Source organism: Yersinia sp. IP36721, assembly GCF_003634395.1.
Classification (GTDB): domain Bacteria; phylum Pseudomonadota; class Gammaproteobacteria; order Enterobacterales; family Enterobacteriaceae; genus Yersinia; species Yersinia entomophaga.
In genome coordinates this window covers 37439-54670 of record NZ_QCZL01000028.1, presented here as the reverse complement: position 1 = coordinate 54670, position 17232 = coordinate 37439, and the positions used below count along the sequence as shown (strand labels likewise).

Here is a 17232-nt window from a genome sequence, read left to right as displayed (position 1 = left end):
TCACATGGTTTTTGCGCCGAAGTACCGAAGAAAGGTGTTCTACGGGGAAAAGCGCAAAGCGATAGGCAGTATCTTAAAAAAGCTGTGCGAATGGAAAAACGTGAATATTCTGGAAGCAGAATGCTGTGTGGATCACATCCATATGCTTCTGGTAATCCCGCCCAAAATGAGTGTGTCGGGTTTTATGGGATACCTGAAAGGAAAGAGCAGCCTGATGCTTTATAAGCAGTTTGGCGATTTGAAGTTCAAATACCGTAACAGGGAGTGCTGGTGTCGAGGGTATTACGTTGATACGGTTGGGAAAAATACAGCCAGGATACAAGAATACATAAAGCACCAGTTGGAAGAGGATAAAATGGGTGAGCAACTCTCGATCCCCTATCCGATCAGCCCGTTTACGGGCCGTAAGTAATCCATAAATGCAAATGTCAGATCGCGATGCGCCTGTTAGGGCGCGGCTGGCAACAGAGCCTTATAGGCGCATATGAAAAACCTCCGGCTATGCCGGAGGATATTTATTGTTTCATTCATATCGATAGAGGGTCCACTCCAGCAGAAATTAATTCACTGAATGATTGGTATTCACACTCGCTGCGGCCTGTAAATTCCCGCTGCCCATATTACCGCCGGAGATCAGACACATTTCTTGGTCTATCAACTCACGTAAACTCGTATATTTCTCTCCATGAAAGTCTCGTCCGTTTAAACAGCATCCGGTTTATCGCAGCGTTATTTCGCCGTCTAATTTAGCGTTTCAATAGTCAGCGCATTATTCGCGCGCTAAGAAATACAGCTAACGTCAGTGCATTGCCCCCTCAGAAGCCGAGATAGCAGGAGGAGGCTGGATTGTTAAAAGGGAGCCGATTGGCTCCCTTAGGGTATAACTGGTTAACCGAAAATCTGCGCTTATTCGTCGTCTGAAGGTTCGATTTTATCGATACGAACTAATTCAATACGGTAATCGGTCACGTCAATGATTTGGAAACGCAGTTGATGCAGTTCAATCACATCTCCGGCAGATGGCATGTGGCCGGAGTGAGAAAGTAACATCCCCGCCAGCGATGCGTAGTCCTCCGTCGGGCTAACCAGTTCCTGACAGTTCAGCGCTTGCTCCAGCGAGTGCAAATCTGCACCGCCCTTCACCAGCCAGCCATCCCCGTCGGTGATGATATCCGGGGTTTCATCTTCGTCAGGGAATTCACCGGCGATAGCTTCCAGCACGTCCAGCGGCGTTACCAGCCCCTGAACCACACCGAATTCATCATTGACTACCACCAGACGCCCTTTGGCTTTACGCAACACCGCCAACAGATTGATGACATCCATGGTATCTGGCACCACGATGGGTGGCGTTGCCGCCGCAAATTCGCAGATAGACTGGCCTTGCTCAATGGCCACCAGCAGATCTTTAGCTCGCACCACGCCGATAATCTGATCCAGCGAGTCACGGCACACCGGGAACAAGCTATGCGGCGTATCCAACAACTGCATCCGAATCTCATCTTTGGAGCGATGGCAATCAACCCAGCTGATTTCGGTGCGCGGCGTCATAATGCTGCGCAATGAGCGGGAAGCCAGCGTCAGCACACCGCTAATCATATAGCGCTCTTCTTCCGCAAAAGCTTCAACGGGCGCATTTTGAGGCGCATTGCCCTGCTCTTGCTCCTGATTACGTCCGCCCATCAAGCGAATAATCGCCTCGGCGGTACGCTGGCGTCGCGGCAACCGGGATTCATTTTTGATAAAGTTACGGCGCGCAATCTGGTTAAACAGCTCAATCAGGATAGAGAAACCAATGGCCGCGTACAGATAACCTTTCGGAATATGGAAACCGAAACCTTCCGCGATCAGACTTAAGCCGATCATTAACAGGAAGCTAAGGCACAGCACCACCACCGTAGGATGGGCGTTAACGAAGTTAGTTAACGCTTTAGAGGCCAGCAACATGACGCCCATCGCAATGATCACTGCGGTCATCATGACCGGTAAATCGTTCACCATGCCGACGGCGGTAATCACCGCATCGAGCGAGAACACCGCATCCAGCACCACAATTTGCGCGACTACCGCCCAAAAACTGGCGTAGCCTCGGTTAGCATTGCCATCATGCTGATTACCTTCCAGCCGTTCGTGTAGCTCAGTGGTGGCTTTAAACAACAGGAACAGCCCGCCGACCAACAGGATTAAATCCCGTCCGGAGAAACTGAAACTGGCGACGCTAAACAACGGGGTGGTGAGGGTAACCATCCATGAAATCACCGACAGCAGTCCCAAACGCATAATCAGCGCCAGCGCCAGGCCGATAATTCGGGCCTTGTCTCGCTGTTTAGGCGGCAGTTTGTCGGCCAGAATAGCGATAAACACCAAGTTATCGATACCCAGTACAATTTCCAACACGACCAGCGTAAGTAACCCTGCCCAAATCGAGGGGTCCATTAGAAATTCCATGCAAGACTCCAAAAATTAGAACATGACTGACGGGATAGACGTGATTTAACAGGCACGACAAAACGCCGCAAACCGATTACACGTCGGAATTCAGTGAAAGATTGTACGAAGATGAGCGATAGATAAATACGCGATCGAATAACCTGATTTTTACCCGCAGGCGGGGGATAACCTTCTTCAAAGCAGTAACTTCGGTGACAGTCCATAGGGAGAGCTGAGGCCCTTAACTCCTTACAAATAAAAATGAACTTAACTTTATCAGGAATCTTTTTAATGTCATAGCGGGAATTATTAACCTTCCAACACTCTTTGTCACATCAGTGCTGTTTAATTATCCAACCAGACTAAATCTATTCATAACATGTCCCAATAAATGAGCAACGTCACATAAATTATTTTTTCACTGACTAAAATAAATACCAGCCAGCGGCATTGTGCCCATGACCTGAATCGATTCATGGGGATAAAGGACAAATCGTCGGCGGGTCGTAGTGATTACGACTATCATAATAGATTCAATATGTACCGCAGGGACGCGCTGGTAGTAAACCAACTTTCATGACGTGCCAGAACTCAATCTTGAGTTAACTGAGGGGGTAGCGAGTGAGTATAGCTATTATCATCGGCACACACGGGGCAGCGGCTGAACAGCTACTGCGTACTGCGGAAATGATCCTAGGCGAGCAAGAAAACGTCGCGTATATCGATTTCGTACCCGGTGAAAATGCCGAAACGCTTATTGAGAAGTACACAGGGAAATTGGCAGGTCTGGATACCACGAAAGGTGTCTTGTTCCTGGTCGATACCTGGGGAGGCAGTCCCTTTAATGCCGCCAGCCGTATCGTTGTTGATAAAGAAAACTATGAGGTCGTCACCGGGGTTAACATTCCGATGCTGGTAGAAACCTTTATGGCGCGTGATGATAATCCATCCTTCGCCGAACTGGTCAGTATCGCGGTGGAAACCGGTCGCACTGGTGTAAAAGCCTTAAAAACGCCAGATACGAGTGATAAGCCCGAGACGCAGCAACCAGCTCCCGCAGCCAAAGCGCCGTCCGCGCCCGCTGCACCTTTGGGTCCCGATGACCATATGAAGATCGGTTTGGCGCGTATCGATGACCGTCTGATTCACGGCCAGGTCGCTACTCGCTGGACCAAAGAAACCAACGTCAATCGTATTATTGTTGTCAGTGATGAAGTTGCTGCCGACCATATGCGTAAGACCCTACTGACTCAGGTTGCTCCTCCCGGCGTAACGGCCCACGTCGTCGATGTGGAAAAAGCCATTCGCGTATACAACAACCCTAAATATGCCAAAGATCGGGTCATGCTGTTATTCACCAATCCAAACGACGTCCTGCGCCTGGTAGAAGGCGGCGTGGATATTAAATCGGTCAACATTGGTGGTATGGCGTTCCGTCAGGGTAAAACCCAGGTCAACAACGCGGTTTCCGTTGATGAGAAAGATGTCGAAGCATTTAAGAAATTAAATGAACGCGGGATCGAACTGGAAGTACGAAAAGTGTCTTCGGATAGTCGCTTAAAAATGATGGATCTGATCGCAAAACTTAACTAATTAGCTCTATAAATAACTACACAGAAAGGTTATGTCCGGTTCTGTTTGAACAGGGTTATTTTACTCAGCTTTTTTTAGTCATAGGAGAAGTACAATGGAGATCACAACTCTTCAGATTGTGCTGATATTTATCGTTGCCTGTATCGCCGGGATGGGTTCCATTCTGGATGAGTTCCAATTTCACCGTCCCCTCGTCGCCTGTACCTTAATCGGTATCGTTTTAGGTGATATGAAAACCGGTATTATTATCGGTGGTACGTTGGAAATGATCGCTCTGGGCTGGATGAACATCGGCGCCGCCGTTGCCCCTGATGCTGCTCTGGCATCCATCATTTCTACCATTCTGGTTATCGCCGGTGGTCAAAGCATCGGGGCCGGTATTGCACTGGCGATCCCGCTGGCCGCCGCCGGTCAAGTGCTGACCATCATCGTTCGTACCGTTACCGTGGCTTTCCAGCACGCGGCAGACAGTGCGGCGGAGCGCGGTAGTCTGCGAGCCATTACCTGGCTACACGTCTCTGCCCTGTTCTTACAGGCCATGCGTATTGCTATTCCTGCACTGATCGTTGCCCTTTCCGTCGGGACATCGGAAGTTCAGTCACTGCTTAACTCTATCCCAGAAGTCGTTACCAACGGTCTGAATATCGCAGGGGGTATGATCGTCGTGGTCGGTTACGCCATGGTTATCAACATGATGCGTGCTGGCTACTTGATGCCGTTCTTCTATTTAGGTTTCGTTACCGCAGCCTTCACCAACTTCAACCTTGTTGCTTTGGGTGTGATTGGTGTCGTCATGGCCGTTCTCTACATTCAGCTCAGCCCGAAATACAACAAATCTCAGGTTGTGCAGTCTGGTCCGGCTCCTGCCAATAACGATCTCGATAACGAATTAGACTAAGCGAAGGTGAGAGAAATGGTTGATACAACAACTACTGGTGAAAAGAAACTCACGGCCAGCGACATTCGCGGTGTGTTTTTACGCTCTAACCTTTTCCAAGGGTCATGGAACTTCGAACGTATGCAGGCGCTGGGCTTCTGCTTCTCTATGGTGCCGGTGATCCGTCGTCTGTATCCAGAGAATAACGATGAGCGCAAGCAGGCAATTAAACGCCATTTGGAGTTCTTCAACACCCACCCTTACGTGGCCGCGCCGGTACTGGGCGTTACCATGGCAATGGAAGAACAAAGGGCTAACGGCGCACCGATTGACGATGCAGCGATTAACGGTATCAAAGTCGGTTTAATGGGGCCTCTGGCCGGTGTGGGTGACCCGATCTTCTGGGGCACCGTACGTCCGGTATTCGCGGCGCTGGGGGCCGGTATCGCCTTGAGCGGCAGTTTGCTCGGGCCGATCCTGTTCTTCGTGCTGTTTAACCTGGTTCGCCTGCTAACCCGTTATTACGGCGTGGCCTACGGTTATAAGAAAGGGGTCAATATCGTTAACGATATGGGCGGCGGCTTCCTGCAAAAACTGACCGAGGGGGCGTCAATTCTCGGCCTGTTTGTTATGGGGGCCTTGGTTAACAAGTGGACGCACGTTGATATTCCGGTGGTGGTATCCCGTATTACCAACCAGGCCGGTGAAACCACTATCACGACGGTACAAACCATTCTGGATCAGTTGATGCCGGGGCTGGTACCGCTACTGTTAACCTTCGGCTGTATGTGGCTGTTACGCCGTAAAGTTAACGCCCTGTGGATTATTATGGGCTTCTTCGCCATCGGTATCTTCGGCTACTGGATTGGTTTCCTGGCACCGTAATTTCCGCGCACTGTCTGTATATCTGTATCAAACCGGGGGCTAGCCCCCGGTTGTTTTTTCAGGAGTAAACGCATGTCGGTTACCGATATTGTCTTGGTTGTCTTTATTACCCTATTGCTTATCTACGCTATTTACGACGAATTCATCATGAAGACGTTGAAGGGAAAAACGTTATTGGCCATCCGCCTAAAACGTAAAAATAAACTCGACTGCCTGATCTTTGTCGGGTTAATTGCCATTCTTATTTATAATAATGTGATGTCCGACGGCGCCCCACTCACCACTTATTTATTGTTTGGTTTGGCTTTAGTCGCTCTGTATATATCTTATATCCGTTGGCCTAAATTATTGTTTAAACCCACCGGATTCTTCTACGCTAACGCTTTTATAGAATATAACCGGATAAAGACTATGAATTTGTCTGAAGATGGCATTCTAGTTATCGAGTTAGAAAAGCGTAGGTTACTGATTCAAGTGACACATTTGGATGACCTAGAAAAAATTTATAACTTTTTCCTTGAAAATCAAGGTTGAAAATATTTCCTCGAACCTAATGGCAGATTAAAATTTCCGCAGAATGCTTAATTTGCCAACAACAAAAATATATTTCCGCTTTAAGTCCACATTATTATTGCTGCTTATATCATCTGATTTAGCGCTCAAGTTGATAACAAGAATAAATATCATTATCAACTCGATCGCTATTATTTTTTTATAGTTGTCCGATGTCAAAATAATATGATAAGGTTGCGCCGTTCATTGGGGAGTAGCCGGTTTCTGACGCATGTAATCCTGCATTACATCGCTTTTCAGAAACGCCCGTATCAACATACTCGTTTCATTCATCGAAACGTGGTGCGGGCAGCCAGGTAAGGTTGGCGAGACCATAGACACGTAACTCCGTCGTAGGTTGGGGGTGGGTTGCGTGTATATGGAGCCACCCGGCCGAGACTATTTACCATGAATCTATCAGCAACCCTTATTCTGGCTTTTGGCATGTCAATGGACGCATTCGCGGCCTCAATTGGCAAAGGTGCCACTCTGTATAAACCCCGTTTTCGTGAAGCCGTTCGCACCGGATTAATTTTCGGCGTGATTGAAGCTATTACGCCATTAATCGGCTGGGGCATCGGCTTATTTGCCAGCCAATACATTATGGAGTGGGATCACTGGGTAGCCTTTAGCCTGCTGTTTATCTTAGGTTGCCGAATGATCGTCGAAGGCTGTAAAGGGCCTTCTGCGGACGAAGCGCAGGTTAGGCGTCACGGCTTTTGGGTTTTGGTGATGACCGCCATTGCCACCAGCCTGGACGCGATGGCCATCGGTGTAGGTCTGGCATTCTTACAGGTCAATATCCTGCATACCGCCATGGCTATCGGTATGGCCACCATGATAATGGCAACGCTCGGTATGCTGATTGGCCGCTATATTGGCCCACTGTTAGGCAAGAGAGCCGAAATTATCGGTGGCGTTATTCTTATCGGCATCGGCTTTAATATTCTATACGAGCACCTGTATAACATGGCCTAGCTCCTCCGCAGCCGGTTAGTTATTCCCTGATCGGCTGCCTGAACACTCTCTTCCTCACGATTCATCCTACTCACAACACAACTTTCCCCTCCTTGTATTGGCGAATGGCCCTCTCTCCCCTATTCTGTCTGTTCCCGCTATTCACTGAGGTAACAACAGAAAATGGATAATTGGGCGACGTTGGCTCCCGAAATAGTGGTGCGCGACATCAAGAAAAGCATTTATTTTTGGTGTGAAATAATTGGTTTCAGCATCAGATACGACCGACCAGAACAAGGCTTTATCTATCTGGTTCGCGAAGGTGCGCAAATTATGCTGGAGCAGTATCAGGGAGATGATGATCATTGGCTGACGGCACCTTTCGGTAAGACATTGGGTAATGGCGTGACTTTCCAGATTGAAGTGACTGAGGTCGCCCCGATTCTGACGCGCCTGCAGCAGGTCAACTGCCCGGTGTTTCAGCCCTGTGCCGACGTTTGGTATCGTGCCAATGAAATCGAAATCGCCCAGCGACAATGTTTAGTGCAAGATCCGGACGGTTATCTGCTGCGTTTGGCGCAGAATATCGGTAAACGAGCTATTATCGATTAAAAAAATCCCGCCGTTAGCAACCCAACGGCGGGACAGTGACAGAGAGTTTAATTAGCCTAAGCTAATTAGAAATCCATCGAGACAGACAGTTTCAGCTCGCGCGGATTGCCTTGATAAATATAAGTACCCGTATCTTCTACAGATTCCCAATAACGTTCGTTAGTCACGTTCATTAGGTTGGCACGCCAGATTAGATTGGTATCTTTTAACGGCATGGTATAACGCATACCCAGATCCAGACGAGTCCACGGTTTGATTTTCAAGGTATTGGCATCATTCGCATACTGAGAGCCGGAACGAGTCACGGTGCCTGTCGCCGTTAACCCCTCAACCGACTGAATATCATATTCGCCGCCGAACACCAATTGATAGCGAGCAACGCCAACCGCGTAGTTACCGTTATTCTTACTATCCTGCGCTTGAGTCAGAATAGGATCTAACCAGACCGCGCTACCTAACAGGCGAGTGCCAAATACGGGTTCACCGAACACATTCAGCTCAATACCACGGTTACGTTGTTCGCCGCCGAGAGCGTATGTATTGGTGACAGGATCGATAGAACCTGCCGGCTTGGTAATTTCAAACAGCGCTAACGTACCTCCATAGCGTTTGTTATCAAATTTCACGCCCACTTCATTTTGTTTAGAGTGAACAATGCCGGTTACATTACCTGCGTTTGCCGTATACCAGGGCGCAACTTTCCCCGGAGACAACGCTTCAATGTGGTTTGCATACAGAGATACGTTTTCCCACGGCTTAACCAACACGCCGTAGATTGGGGTCACTTTCATCGCATCTTGTGAATTGACGCTGTCCGGCACACCGTTACTAAAGTTACGAATCACCAATTCCTGGCGACGCAGCCCCAGCATCAGCTGCACTTTATCATCCAGTGCCGATAAGGTATCAGACACGGAAATGCTGCTGGCGCGAACCTGACTGTTAAGCGTTGGATCCTGATTGGCACTACCTGAAGTTGCCGGCGGGAATGGAATCACGCCCGGATTATAGATATTGGTCTCTACCGGGTCGGACATATTCCAGGCGGACATCGCTTTACGATAGTTGGCCGCATAACCAATATTCACTTTATGCGTGACCAAACCAGTATCGAAATGACCGCGAACCCCGCCTAACGCGGCAATAGAATCCGAGGTATAAGGCACGTACAGGCGGCTAATAGTCGCGTTGCCGTTGTTATCCGTCAGTGTAGGTGAGCCATACTGGCCGGTTTCTTCGTTACGACTGGCACCAACAGAACCATAGACGGTCCAGTTATGACTTAGGTCATATTCACTGCGCAGCATACCAAAGGTGGTCGCCATGTCGGTATAAACCCACTGCTGACCATAATTCAAAGTCGCCGCCGGCGGTTCAGGAATAACGGGCGCGATCGCCACGATAATCCAAGCCGGTAGAAAGTGCGGTGGTACGCTCTTTCTGGTCATGGATTGCCGTCTCCCCTTCGCGATGCAGCATATTCACACGCACGCCAAACTGATCATTGTCACCAAAGCGACGCCCCACATCCAGCGCCCCGCCCACTTTGGATGAGGAAGTATAATCCAGACTAACGCGAGTCAATGGCGTATCACCGGCGCGTTTAGGTTCAAGGTTAATCATCCCGCCAACGCCGCTACCGCTCGGCGAAATACCGTTCACAAAAACGTTTGGGCCTTTGAATACTTCAACGCGTTCGATCATGCTGGTGTCAACAACCTGACGCGGCAATACGCCGAACAGGCCGCCGAATGAAATATCATCACCATCCAGATTAAAACCACGAATCCGATAGTTTTGTGAGGCATTACCGAAACCGCGTACATTTTGTACCGAGGCATCATTTTTCACGACCTCAGCTATTGTATGTGCCTGTTGATCTTCCACCAACTTAGAGGTGTAACCGATAACGTTAAAAGGAACGTTACGAGCATCCTGCTGGCCGAGGAAACCAATGCGGCCACCGTTCGCCACCTGACCGTCCAGATAGGTCGGAATCAGATCGTTACCGCCCGCGCGGAAAGTTTCCTGCGTGCCAACGACGGTAATAGTATCGCCACCTTTTGCCGCAGCTGGCTTAGCGGCGTCTTTGGTTGCTACCGCTGTTTCATCGGCTGCCATTAGCGGCGCAGATAGCGTGCCCAAGGCTGCGCCGATCATGACAAACAAAAGGCGCGGCGCTAAACGATTTTTACCGCCCCGGATTATTGCTGTGCTTTTCATTATTTGGTGTTCCCTGAAAGTTTGCGATGTTATCGCTAATGCGAATATTTAAAGGTTGATGCCTAAATGTTAATAACTAAATGCGAATGCTTATTATAAGAATTCACGAATTATGCCGCCGACGTGACACTTTGCAAGCGTTTATGTTCATTAATTTGAATGCTTTTACGAGATTTGTTTACGTAACAGATAGATAAAGCGCGGAGCACCCGAAAAAATTGCCCGTAATCCAGCTTGTCTGCCACCGCTCACGCTATTGCGTCCAGCGCCAAAATCGTTCGAACGAAGGCATTCCCACGCAATGCAATAATGTGGTTGAGATTCAGATGTCGTGGCGTTGAACCATAGGAAAATGTGCCAAACGACAGCAATGCGACCCCTTGCAACCACCGGAAGCGGGAAATCCCACTCTGGATATAAAAACGATTCTCATTATGATTCTTATCCCCTATTATGCTTGCCTGAACTCGTCAGCCGATGCCCCAAAGCCTGATTTGAATAAGGTTTTTAAATAGGATTATTATGGCGCTAACCGCAGAAAATCTCAGCCTCGCCCGACAGGAAGCCATTGAACAGTACTTTCCGTCTGCAGCCTCGAGACAACGCGAGACTTTTTCTGCCGGTGCTTTATATACGCCTGAACGCGCACTCACCTTGATCTCGCCCCTGCTGAATCTTCATTCGAATGAAGATCGCGCAGCTTTGGTATCAAAATGGTCGCAATGGTACTTTGCCCGCCTGTTGGGGCCGTGGATGCGGATTAATTTGCAGTTCAACTGGCAGTTGCCCATTTTACCGGAGCATATCGGCCTGACGCTCAATGAAGCCGGCGTGGTTGAAAGCTTTATTCTTTCCCATTCGGGTCATCAAGTAACCCAACAAGACCCTGAACGTCGTTTTCAGCAGTTGGTGCAAGATCATCTGACACCGGTTTGCGGTACTCTGAGCCAACTGGCGGGTATGGGCGAAAGCCTGTTTTGGAATAACGCGGGGATTCGTCTGTATCAGGGAATAAAAATGGCGCAGGAACAGCAGGCAAATACGCAAATTGCCGAGCATTTTCTCGCTTTACGTACCCTGTCCGACGGCAGCAAAAACAAGCTGTTTCAGCCTGTTCGTCAGGTCACGGAGAAAAGTGGCAATATAAGAATTGAGCGCCGACTTTGCTGTTTACGCTATCGTTTGAATGGATTGGAAATTTGCTCTACCTGCCCATTACAGCGCGTCAATAATTTAGATAAGAAATTGAACAGACGCTGATTCGTTTCGCGCACCGTTCACCACAATATAAATGTAACCACTCAACGCAATCACATCACTAAGATTAATCGCCTCTGCATATGGCGCTATTAACGATTCGAGTTTATAGCCCACAAACGCAGTTAGAATGCGTTTTATCTTAAAAAACATCCCTTAAGCCAAATTTCCTGTTTTTTACTTACGATAATATCAATCTAACCCAACAAACCGAATCCACGGTTCAGGCGTTGCGTCAGGCAGATATTGCCTGCTACTCGGCTAAACACGGTGGTCGTAACCGATGGGTGATTGGTCTTTAACTTCTCAGAGCACTGGCACTGTTCCTCTCTTCCCTTCCTTTCTCTTTTCTTCCCTTCTTTTCTCTTCTTTTCTCTTCATTATTATCCTGCTTGCCGTAATGATTCGTACAAATAACCGCCACCTACCTTAACGCATCCTGCTTAATTCTCAGCAATTCGATCTCGGTCATAATAAAAAGCCGCCCATCATGATATACAGCATATTATCCCGCACTAAATAAATGGATTTCTATGCCTTACTTTACCGTGAGTGTTAAATTGCATAATGCCGAAGAAAGCGATTACCAGACGCTTAATGAAAAAATGGACGAAGCCGGTTTTACCCGATTAATAGGTCGGGACAAAGTTTATAAATTACCGGACGGCGAATATAATTACGGCAGCGGATCGTTGAATAAGCAGGAAGTTGCCGACTTAGCCTTGAAAGTGGCAGAGCAAGTGCGCTTCGTACCATCGATTCTGGTGACCGAGTCTGGCGGACGCACATGGCGTAACCTGGATCTTAACTCACAAAAATAGAGATAATACGTTTTAAATTTAAAGAGTTAATAAAATGACAGTGAAAGAACCAATCCAGTTGCTCATTGACCCATCATTAGGCCGACACTTTCCCCGGCCCGCGATCTGATTGGTTTATTGATAATATCTAAATCATTACCAATACTATAAAACGGTCACCCCTAGTTATCACTAATGATTTGACTTAATTATCGCTATTTCGCTGTTTATTACATCATTGAATGTTATAGAGCGTCAGGTTCGCCTATTTTCCCTGACGCTCATAATTCTTTATCTAAATATTATTTAAGCCATAATGATCTGGCTATATAAAATAGAAACCGACATTAATCTGCACTACATTCAGTTTTATCGATATGCCGCTGATGCACACGAATAACAAAATCTGTTTCGCAGGCAAAAGTTTCCATCTCGGCCAACTGCTGACCGGTTTCAACTGACGCTCGCCAGGCAAAAGGCGTCATTTGCAATAAATTGACAGCCTGCGATCCCGGCAACGCCATTGGGTAGGCTAATGACTCATGGCTAACCAAATCAAATCCTTCCAAATGTTCGTCGTTCTCACCATGCAGCTGCACTTGCTGATAGATCATTTCTTTCAATTGATATAAATGACGTGGGCCCGGCGCAACCGTCACCAGAAAACCGCCCGGTTTCACCGCTCGCGCCAATTCTTCCGCCTTACATGGCGCATAAATACGCACAACGCCGTCCAGTGCCCCGTTGGCAAACGGCAAACGGTGGCTGGATGCCACGCAAAAACTCACCTCAGGGTAGCGTTTTGCCCCATAACGCACCGCAACCTTGGCGACGTCTAAGCCATAAACCTGCATCTCTCGCCGCTGTTTCAGCTGTTGAGCTATAGCCGCGGTGTAATACCCCTCACCACAGCCAATATCTAGCAATAATCCGGCTTCAGGCGGCAAAACGCCGTCCAACAGCGCAGCAACCCGCTGTTGCAGTGGCTGATAGTAACCGGCATCAAGAAATGCGCGCCGCGCCTGCATCATCTCCGGGCTGTCTCCCGGCTGCCTGGAGCCTTTATGCTGAACGGGCAGCAAATTGACATAGCCCTCTTTGGCACAATCGAACTGGTGATTATTTTCGCAGCGCCACTGCTTCTGATTAAGCTGTAACGGCTGATGGCAAAGAGGACATTGATAAGACATGGTTATATTTCCAGATAGCAGGGAAAATGCGAGAACGCGCAAGGCGGCGCTAGTCTAAAGAACCGCCTCCGTGGTTGCAAGCCGGGGCAGCCTTGTCCGACACTATTCTCAGCTATGGCGCTGAGGCGAGCCAAGAACGGCATCTGGCTCCACGTTCATGGTTCGCAAAATTTGCCCCATAATTTCGCTGAATACCGGGGCCGCCACTGCTCCACCGTAATATTTTCCCCCTTGCGGGTTATTAATCACCACCACCAGAGCAAAACGCGGCTGGCTGGCGGGAGCCACGCCAGCGGTATAAGCCACATATTTATCAATATATTGTCCGTTGGGGCCAATTTTCTTAGCGGTACCGGTTTTAACTGCCACCCGATAACCGCGTACCGCTGCTTTCACCCCGCCGCCGCCGGGCAGCGCCACGCTTTCCATCATATGCTCTACTTCTTGAACCTGTTCCGCAGGCAGGACTCGCTGCCCTAACACCGGCGGATCGACTTTAGTGATAGACAAAGGGCGATAAATCCCATAACTGCCAATCGTGGCGTAAACCCGCGCCAACTGCAGTGGCGTCACCATCAATCCGTAGCCAAACGAGAAAGTGGCGCGATCCAGATCGCTCCAGCGTTGACGGTGCGGCATCAACCCACTGCTTTCTCCGGTTAATCCCAATTCGGTAGATTTGCCCAACCCAAATGAGCCATAGGTTTTTAGCAGTGCCGAAGCGGGCATCGCTAATGCCAGGCGGGATACGCCGACGTCGCTGGATTTTTGTAACACGCCAGTGAGAGACAGCGCGGGGTAAAAGCCGACGTCACGAATTTGGTGACCACTCAAAATATAAGGGTGCGTATCTAACACGCTATCGGGTTTCACTAGTTTGCGCTGTAATGCCGTCATCACCACCATAGGTTTTACCGTCGAACCCGGTTCAAAAATATCGCTGATAGCCCGATTGCGGAAATTTCCCTCCGGCGTATCGGTTCGGTTATTGGGGTTATAGGTCGGGTAATTGGCCATCGCCAGCACTTCGCCAGTGTCCACATCCACCAACACCGCCGATCCAGACTCCGCCTTATTAAACAACACCGCATTGGTTAAAGCATGGGAAGCTTCGGCCTGTAAGCGCTCATCAATACTGAGCTGAACATTTTGACCGGGATGACTATCGGTGGCGGAAATATCCTCCACCACGTTGCCGTAGCGGTCTTTGCGTACTACCCGATTGCCCGCCGTTCCGCTCAGTAGCTGATTAAAACTCTTTTCGATACCTTCGATGCCCTGGTCATCGATATTAGTGAAGCCGACCAGATTCGCCACCGTAGCACCCGAGGGATAGAACCGGCGCGACTCCGCTCTCAGGGCGATTCCCGGCAGTTTAAGCCGTTGAATATACTCAGCCGACCCCTGCTCCACCTGTCGCGCTAAATACACAAAACGCCCATCCGGATTCTGATTGATACGGCTGGCAATATCAGCCAATGGCATATGTAGCATTTGGGACAACGCCCGCCAGCGGGCATCATTCCCGACGCCGCCTTTTTCCAGCAAAACCTTGGGGTCGGCCCAAATTGCCGCCACCGGCACGCTCACCGCCAGAGGATGACCGTTGCGATCGGTAATCATGCCGCGAGTATTCGGGGTCGTCATCACGCGAACCGAACGCATATTCTCTTCTTTTACCAGCGGCTCCGGTTCAACCACCTGTAGCCAGGCCACCCGCCCAAGCAATCCTAGGAGTGACAGCAGGATACAACCGCACAGCAGACTAAAACGCCAACGGACAAAATTGTTAGCGTCATTATTTACTTTAGAAATCATTCGGTTTCCCTGTAGGCATTATCCGCTCTGGTCGATCATTAAACCTGAACCTTGGCCGTTACAGGGTGGAAACAGTGATACAAGGCGTCTTATTTTGCAACAAAGCGCAAATGGGAACGTCATTCAGGTTATTAAAGCAGCCAACAGTAGCCAACTAATCAAAATTCGGCCTACACTGGGCTACTCCGCAGCCACCGAGGCAAAGTGATTCACATGACTGACGTATCCAGATTATTTACCCATGTCCCTCATATTCTTCATGGCTTTGGCAGTAAATCCGCATTGCTGCCGGAGAATTTACAGCCATTTCGTGCCACCATGCCGGAGAAAAAACAGGTACATGGTACGCGAATTGTCGATGTTCGCGAACCCAAGCAAGCCTGCGGTGAAACCGACGGTTTATACACCACCCAACCCGGTATTTTGCTAACGGTACTCACGGCGGACTGCCTACCGGTCATTTTTAGCCGACGGGACGGAAAAGCTATCGCCGTGGCTCACGCAGGCTGGCGCGGATTATTGGATGGAATTTTACTGCGAATGGCAGAACGTATATCGCAAGATGATTCGCCGCATGAATGGGTTGCAGCTATTGGCCCAGCGGCACGTTCCTGTTGTTACGAGGTAACCGAAGATTTAGTGGCACGATTTATTGATAATATGAATATCCCAAAAACGGTTATTTCTCCCCGCTATCGACATCTCAACCTTACCGCCATTGCTGAGCATCAGTTGCAATCATTGGGTTTTCATCAGATAGACCGCGCGGGAAGTTGCACCATCTGTACACCGGCAGACTGCATGCCGCCGAAATCAGCCGGTTCGGCCAACGAGAATCGGGAAGAGCTTGTCCCTGCGTTTAAATACACCAGTTTCCGCCGCAATAGCCAGCAGCGAGCCATAGATCCAACCCATCCAGGGATCAGCGGCAGAAACCAATATTCCGGCTTAATCATCTTGCCTTAATTATTAATAAAACGGATTACTATAGAAACGAAAAAACCCGCACCAAGGCGGTTTTTTTTCAGCTAGAGCTGAATTAGATTGCAGTAACGTTTACTGCAGACGGACCTTTCTGACCGTCTTGGATTTCGAACTCTACGTTCTGGCCTTCGCCCAAGGTTTTGAAGCCGTTACCCTGGATTGCAGAGAAGTGTACGAACACATCTTTGCTGCCGTCAGCTGGAGTGATGAAACCGAAACCTTTAGACTCGTTGAACCACTTAACTTGACCTTTAATCTTAGCCATCTTGAGTATTTCCTTTGGATTGTTTAACTCGCCCGGAGGCGTTACATAGACAAACTAGAGTCGTTACTGCTTGAGGCACTAAGATAAGGATCGGCAGAGAAGCGGTATTCAACGCTAACGTCTTTACTCAGAACTTCTTTACTGAAAATGCCACACATATACAGAACTGTACCTCGTTTTACCCATATGCGTTATCACATACTCTGAATTCGTTGGCAAGCCATTTTTAATCAACGATGTACTTGTCGCACATATTTGGGCCAGTCGATCACAAACACTGCTTAAATATGCTGAAATTTGTTGAAGGTCATCGTATTTTCTGCTCTATTTTTTTATACTGTTTAACCCGTTTTTTTTGCTTAACTTTAACAATCTTGCTAACTATTTTTATAATACCTATTACGTCATAAACGTTGTCGATTTTCTATCCGTTCTACGCGGAACAAATCTATTTTAATAAAGCCTATTGGTCTTTGATATATAAAAATAGAATATACCTGCTCTGCCAGCCCTCAGCCCTTCCACACCTCACTCCGGGTTGAAATTTTCAACTTTTAGTTGATTAAATCCTTACTTATGCTCAGGTTGGCGAAATCTCATGCTTATGACAATCTGATGACAATAACGGCTAAAAGCCGCAGGTCTTCACAAAAAAACGTTACGATGCATAAATGACTACAAATATATTTACCTAAAAAAATAAATGTGAATAATAAATAAAATATCGGAATCTATTTAATCAATATTTAGTACCTCATCATTAACGGAAGTTTATTATTCTATTTAATC

At 48.3% G+C, this 17232-nt stretch carries 15 protein-coding genes, 1 pseudogene and 1 riboswitch; of the genes and pseudogenes, 10 read left to right on the top strand and 6 right to left on the bottom strand.

The features are described from left to right. The coding region (gene tnpA / locus DBA33_RS17750) for an IS200/IS605 family transposase (protein ID WP_120806913.1) at positions 1–412 on the top strand (412 nt) is incomplete at its 5' end. Positions 413–906: 494 nt separating this feature from the next. Here tnpA and DBA33_RS17745 read toward each other — a convergent pair. Further along, positions 907–2448, bottom strand: coding sequence for a TerC family protein (locus DBA33_RS17745; RefSeq protein ID WP_064517960.1), 1542 nt, complete (start codon positions 2446–2448; stop codon positions 907–909). Between the two features lie 603 nt (positions 2449–3051). Between DBA33_RS17745 and manX the strand changes: the two genes are divergently transcribed. The 6 genes from manX (at position 3052) to DBA33_RS17715 (ending at position 7906) form a co-directional block, all read left to right on the top strand. Further along, a complete protein-coding gene (gene manX, locus DBA33_RS17740; RefSeq protein WP_064517958.1) occupies positions 3052–4023 on the top strand; it encodes a PTS mannose transporter subunit IIAB in 972 nt (323 codons plus the stop codon). Positions 4024–4117: 94 nt separating this feature from the next. Then, on the top strand, positions 4118–4921 hold the full coding sequence (locus tag DBA33_RS17735) for a PTS mannose/fructose/sorbose transporter subunit IIC (RefSeq protein WP_049600476.1): 804 nt from the start codon (positions 4118–4120) through the stop codon (positions 4919–4921). Between the two features lie 15 nt (positions 4922–4936). Next, positions 4937–5785 (top strand): PTS mannose transporter subunit IID, encoded by an 849-nt coding sequence (locus DBA33_RS17730; protein ID WP_064517956.1) that lies wholly within the window; start codon positions 4937–4939, stop codon positions 5783–5785. 72 nt (positions 5786–5857) lie between these two features. Continuing rightward, positions 5858–6319, top strand: coding sequence for a DUF986 family protein (locus tag DBA33_RS17725; RefSeq protein ID WP_064517954.1), 462 nt, complete (start codon positions 5858–5860; stop codon positions 6317–6319). 215 nt (positions 6320–6534) lie between these two features. Further along, a riboswitch (yybP-ykoY riboswitch) is annotated at positions 6535–6734 on the top strand. An 11-nt stretch (positions 6735–6745) separates the two neighbouring features. After that, positions 6746–7315, top strand: coding sequence for a manganese efflux pump MntP (gene mntP / locus DBA33_RS17720; protein WP_120806912.1), 570 nt, complete (start codon positions 6746–6748; stop codon positions 7313–7315). 162 nt (positions 7316–7477) lie between these two features. Further along, positions 7478–7906 carry a VOC family protein gene (locus tag DBA33_RS17715; RefSeq protein ID WP_120806911.1) on the top strand — a complete coding sequence of 143 codons (429 nt, stop codon included), beginning with the start codon at positions 7478–7480 and terminating at the stop codon, positions 7904–7906. Positions 7907–7971: 65 nt separating this feature from the next. Here DBA33_RS17715 and DBA33_RS17710 read toward each other — a convergent pair. Next, positions 7972–10066: pseudogene (locus tag DBA33_RS17710) on the bottom strand (TonB-dependent siderophore receptor). Between the two features lie 585 nt (positions 10067–10651). Here DBA33_RS17710 and fhuF point away from each other — a divergent pair. Next, the gene (fhuF, locus tag DBA33_RS17705) at positions 10652–11389 is read left to right on the top strand and encodes a siderophore-iron reductase FhuF (RefSeq protein ID WP_064517947.1); all 738 of its coding nucleotides are present in this window, start codon (positions 10652–10654) and stop codon (positions 11387–11389) included. Between the two features lie 530 nt (positions 11390–11919). Continuing rightward, complete coding sequence (locus DBA33_RS17700) at positions 11920–12207, top strand: hypothetical protein (protein ID WP_064517945.1); 288 nt, start codon at positions 11920–11922, stop codon at positions 12205–12207. A gap of 326 nt (positions 12208–12533) precedes the next feature. Here DBA33_RS17700 and rlmA read toward each other — a convergent pair whose 3' ends face one another. Further along, complete coding sequence (rlmA, locus tag DBA33_RS17695; protein WP_120806910.1) at positions 12534–13376, bottom strand: 23S rRNA (guanine(745)-N(1))-methyltransferase; 843 nt, start codon at positions 13374–13376, stop codon at positions 12534–12536. Positions 13377–13484: 108 nt separating this feature from the next. Beyond that, on the bottom strand, positions 13485–15194 hold the full coding sequence (gene ftsI, locus DBA33_RS17690) for a peptidoglycan glycosyltransferase FtsI (RefSeq protein ID WP_120806909.1): 1710 nt from the start codon (positions 15192–15194) through the stop codon (positions 13485–13487). Positions 15195–15407: 213 nt separating this feature from the next. Here ftsI and pgeF point away from each other — a divergent pair, with 213 nt between their 5' ends. After that, positions 15408–16160: a peptidoglycan editing factor PgeF gene (pgeF, locus tag DBA33_RS17685; RefSeq protein WP_064517939.1), complete on the top strand. Its 753-nt coding sequence runs from the start codon at positions 15408–15410 to the stop codon at positions 16158–16160. A 73-nt stretch (positions 16161–16233) separates the two neighbouring features. Here pgeF and cspE read toward each other — a convergent pair whose 3' ends face one another. Together cspE and DBA33_RS17675 are read right to left on the bottom strand one after the other, a co-directional pair. Next, positions 16234–16443, bottom strand: coding sequence for a transcription antiterminator/RNA stability regulator CspE (gene cspE, locus DBA33_RS17680; protein ID WP_038243301.1), 210 nt, complete (start codon positions 16441–16443; stop codon positions 16234–16236). A 41-nt stretch (positions 16444–16484) separates the two neighbouring features. After that, a complete protein-coding gene (locus DBA33_RS17675; RefSeq protein WP_002211058.1) occupies positions 16485–16601 on the bottom strand; it encodes a DUF2627 domain-containing protein in 117 nt (38 codons plus the stop codon). Positions 16602–17232: the final 631 nt, after the last annotated feature.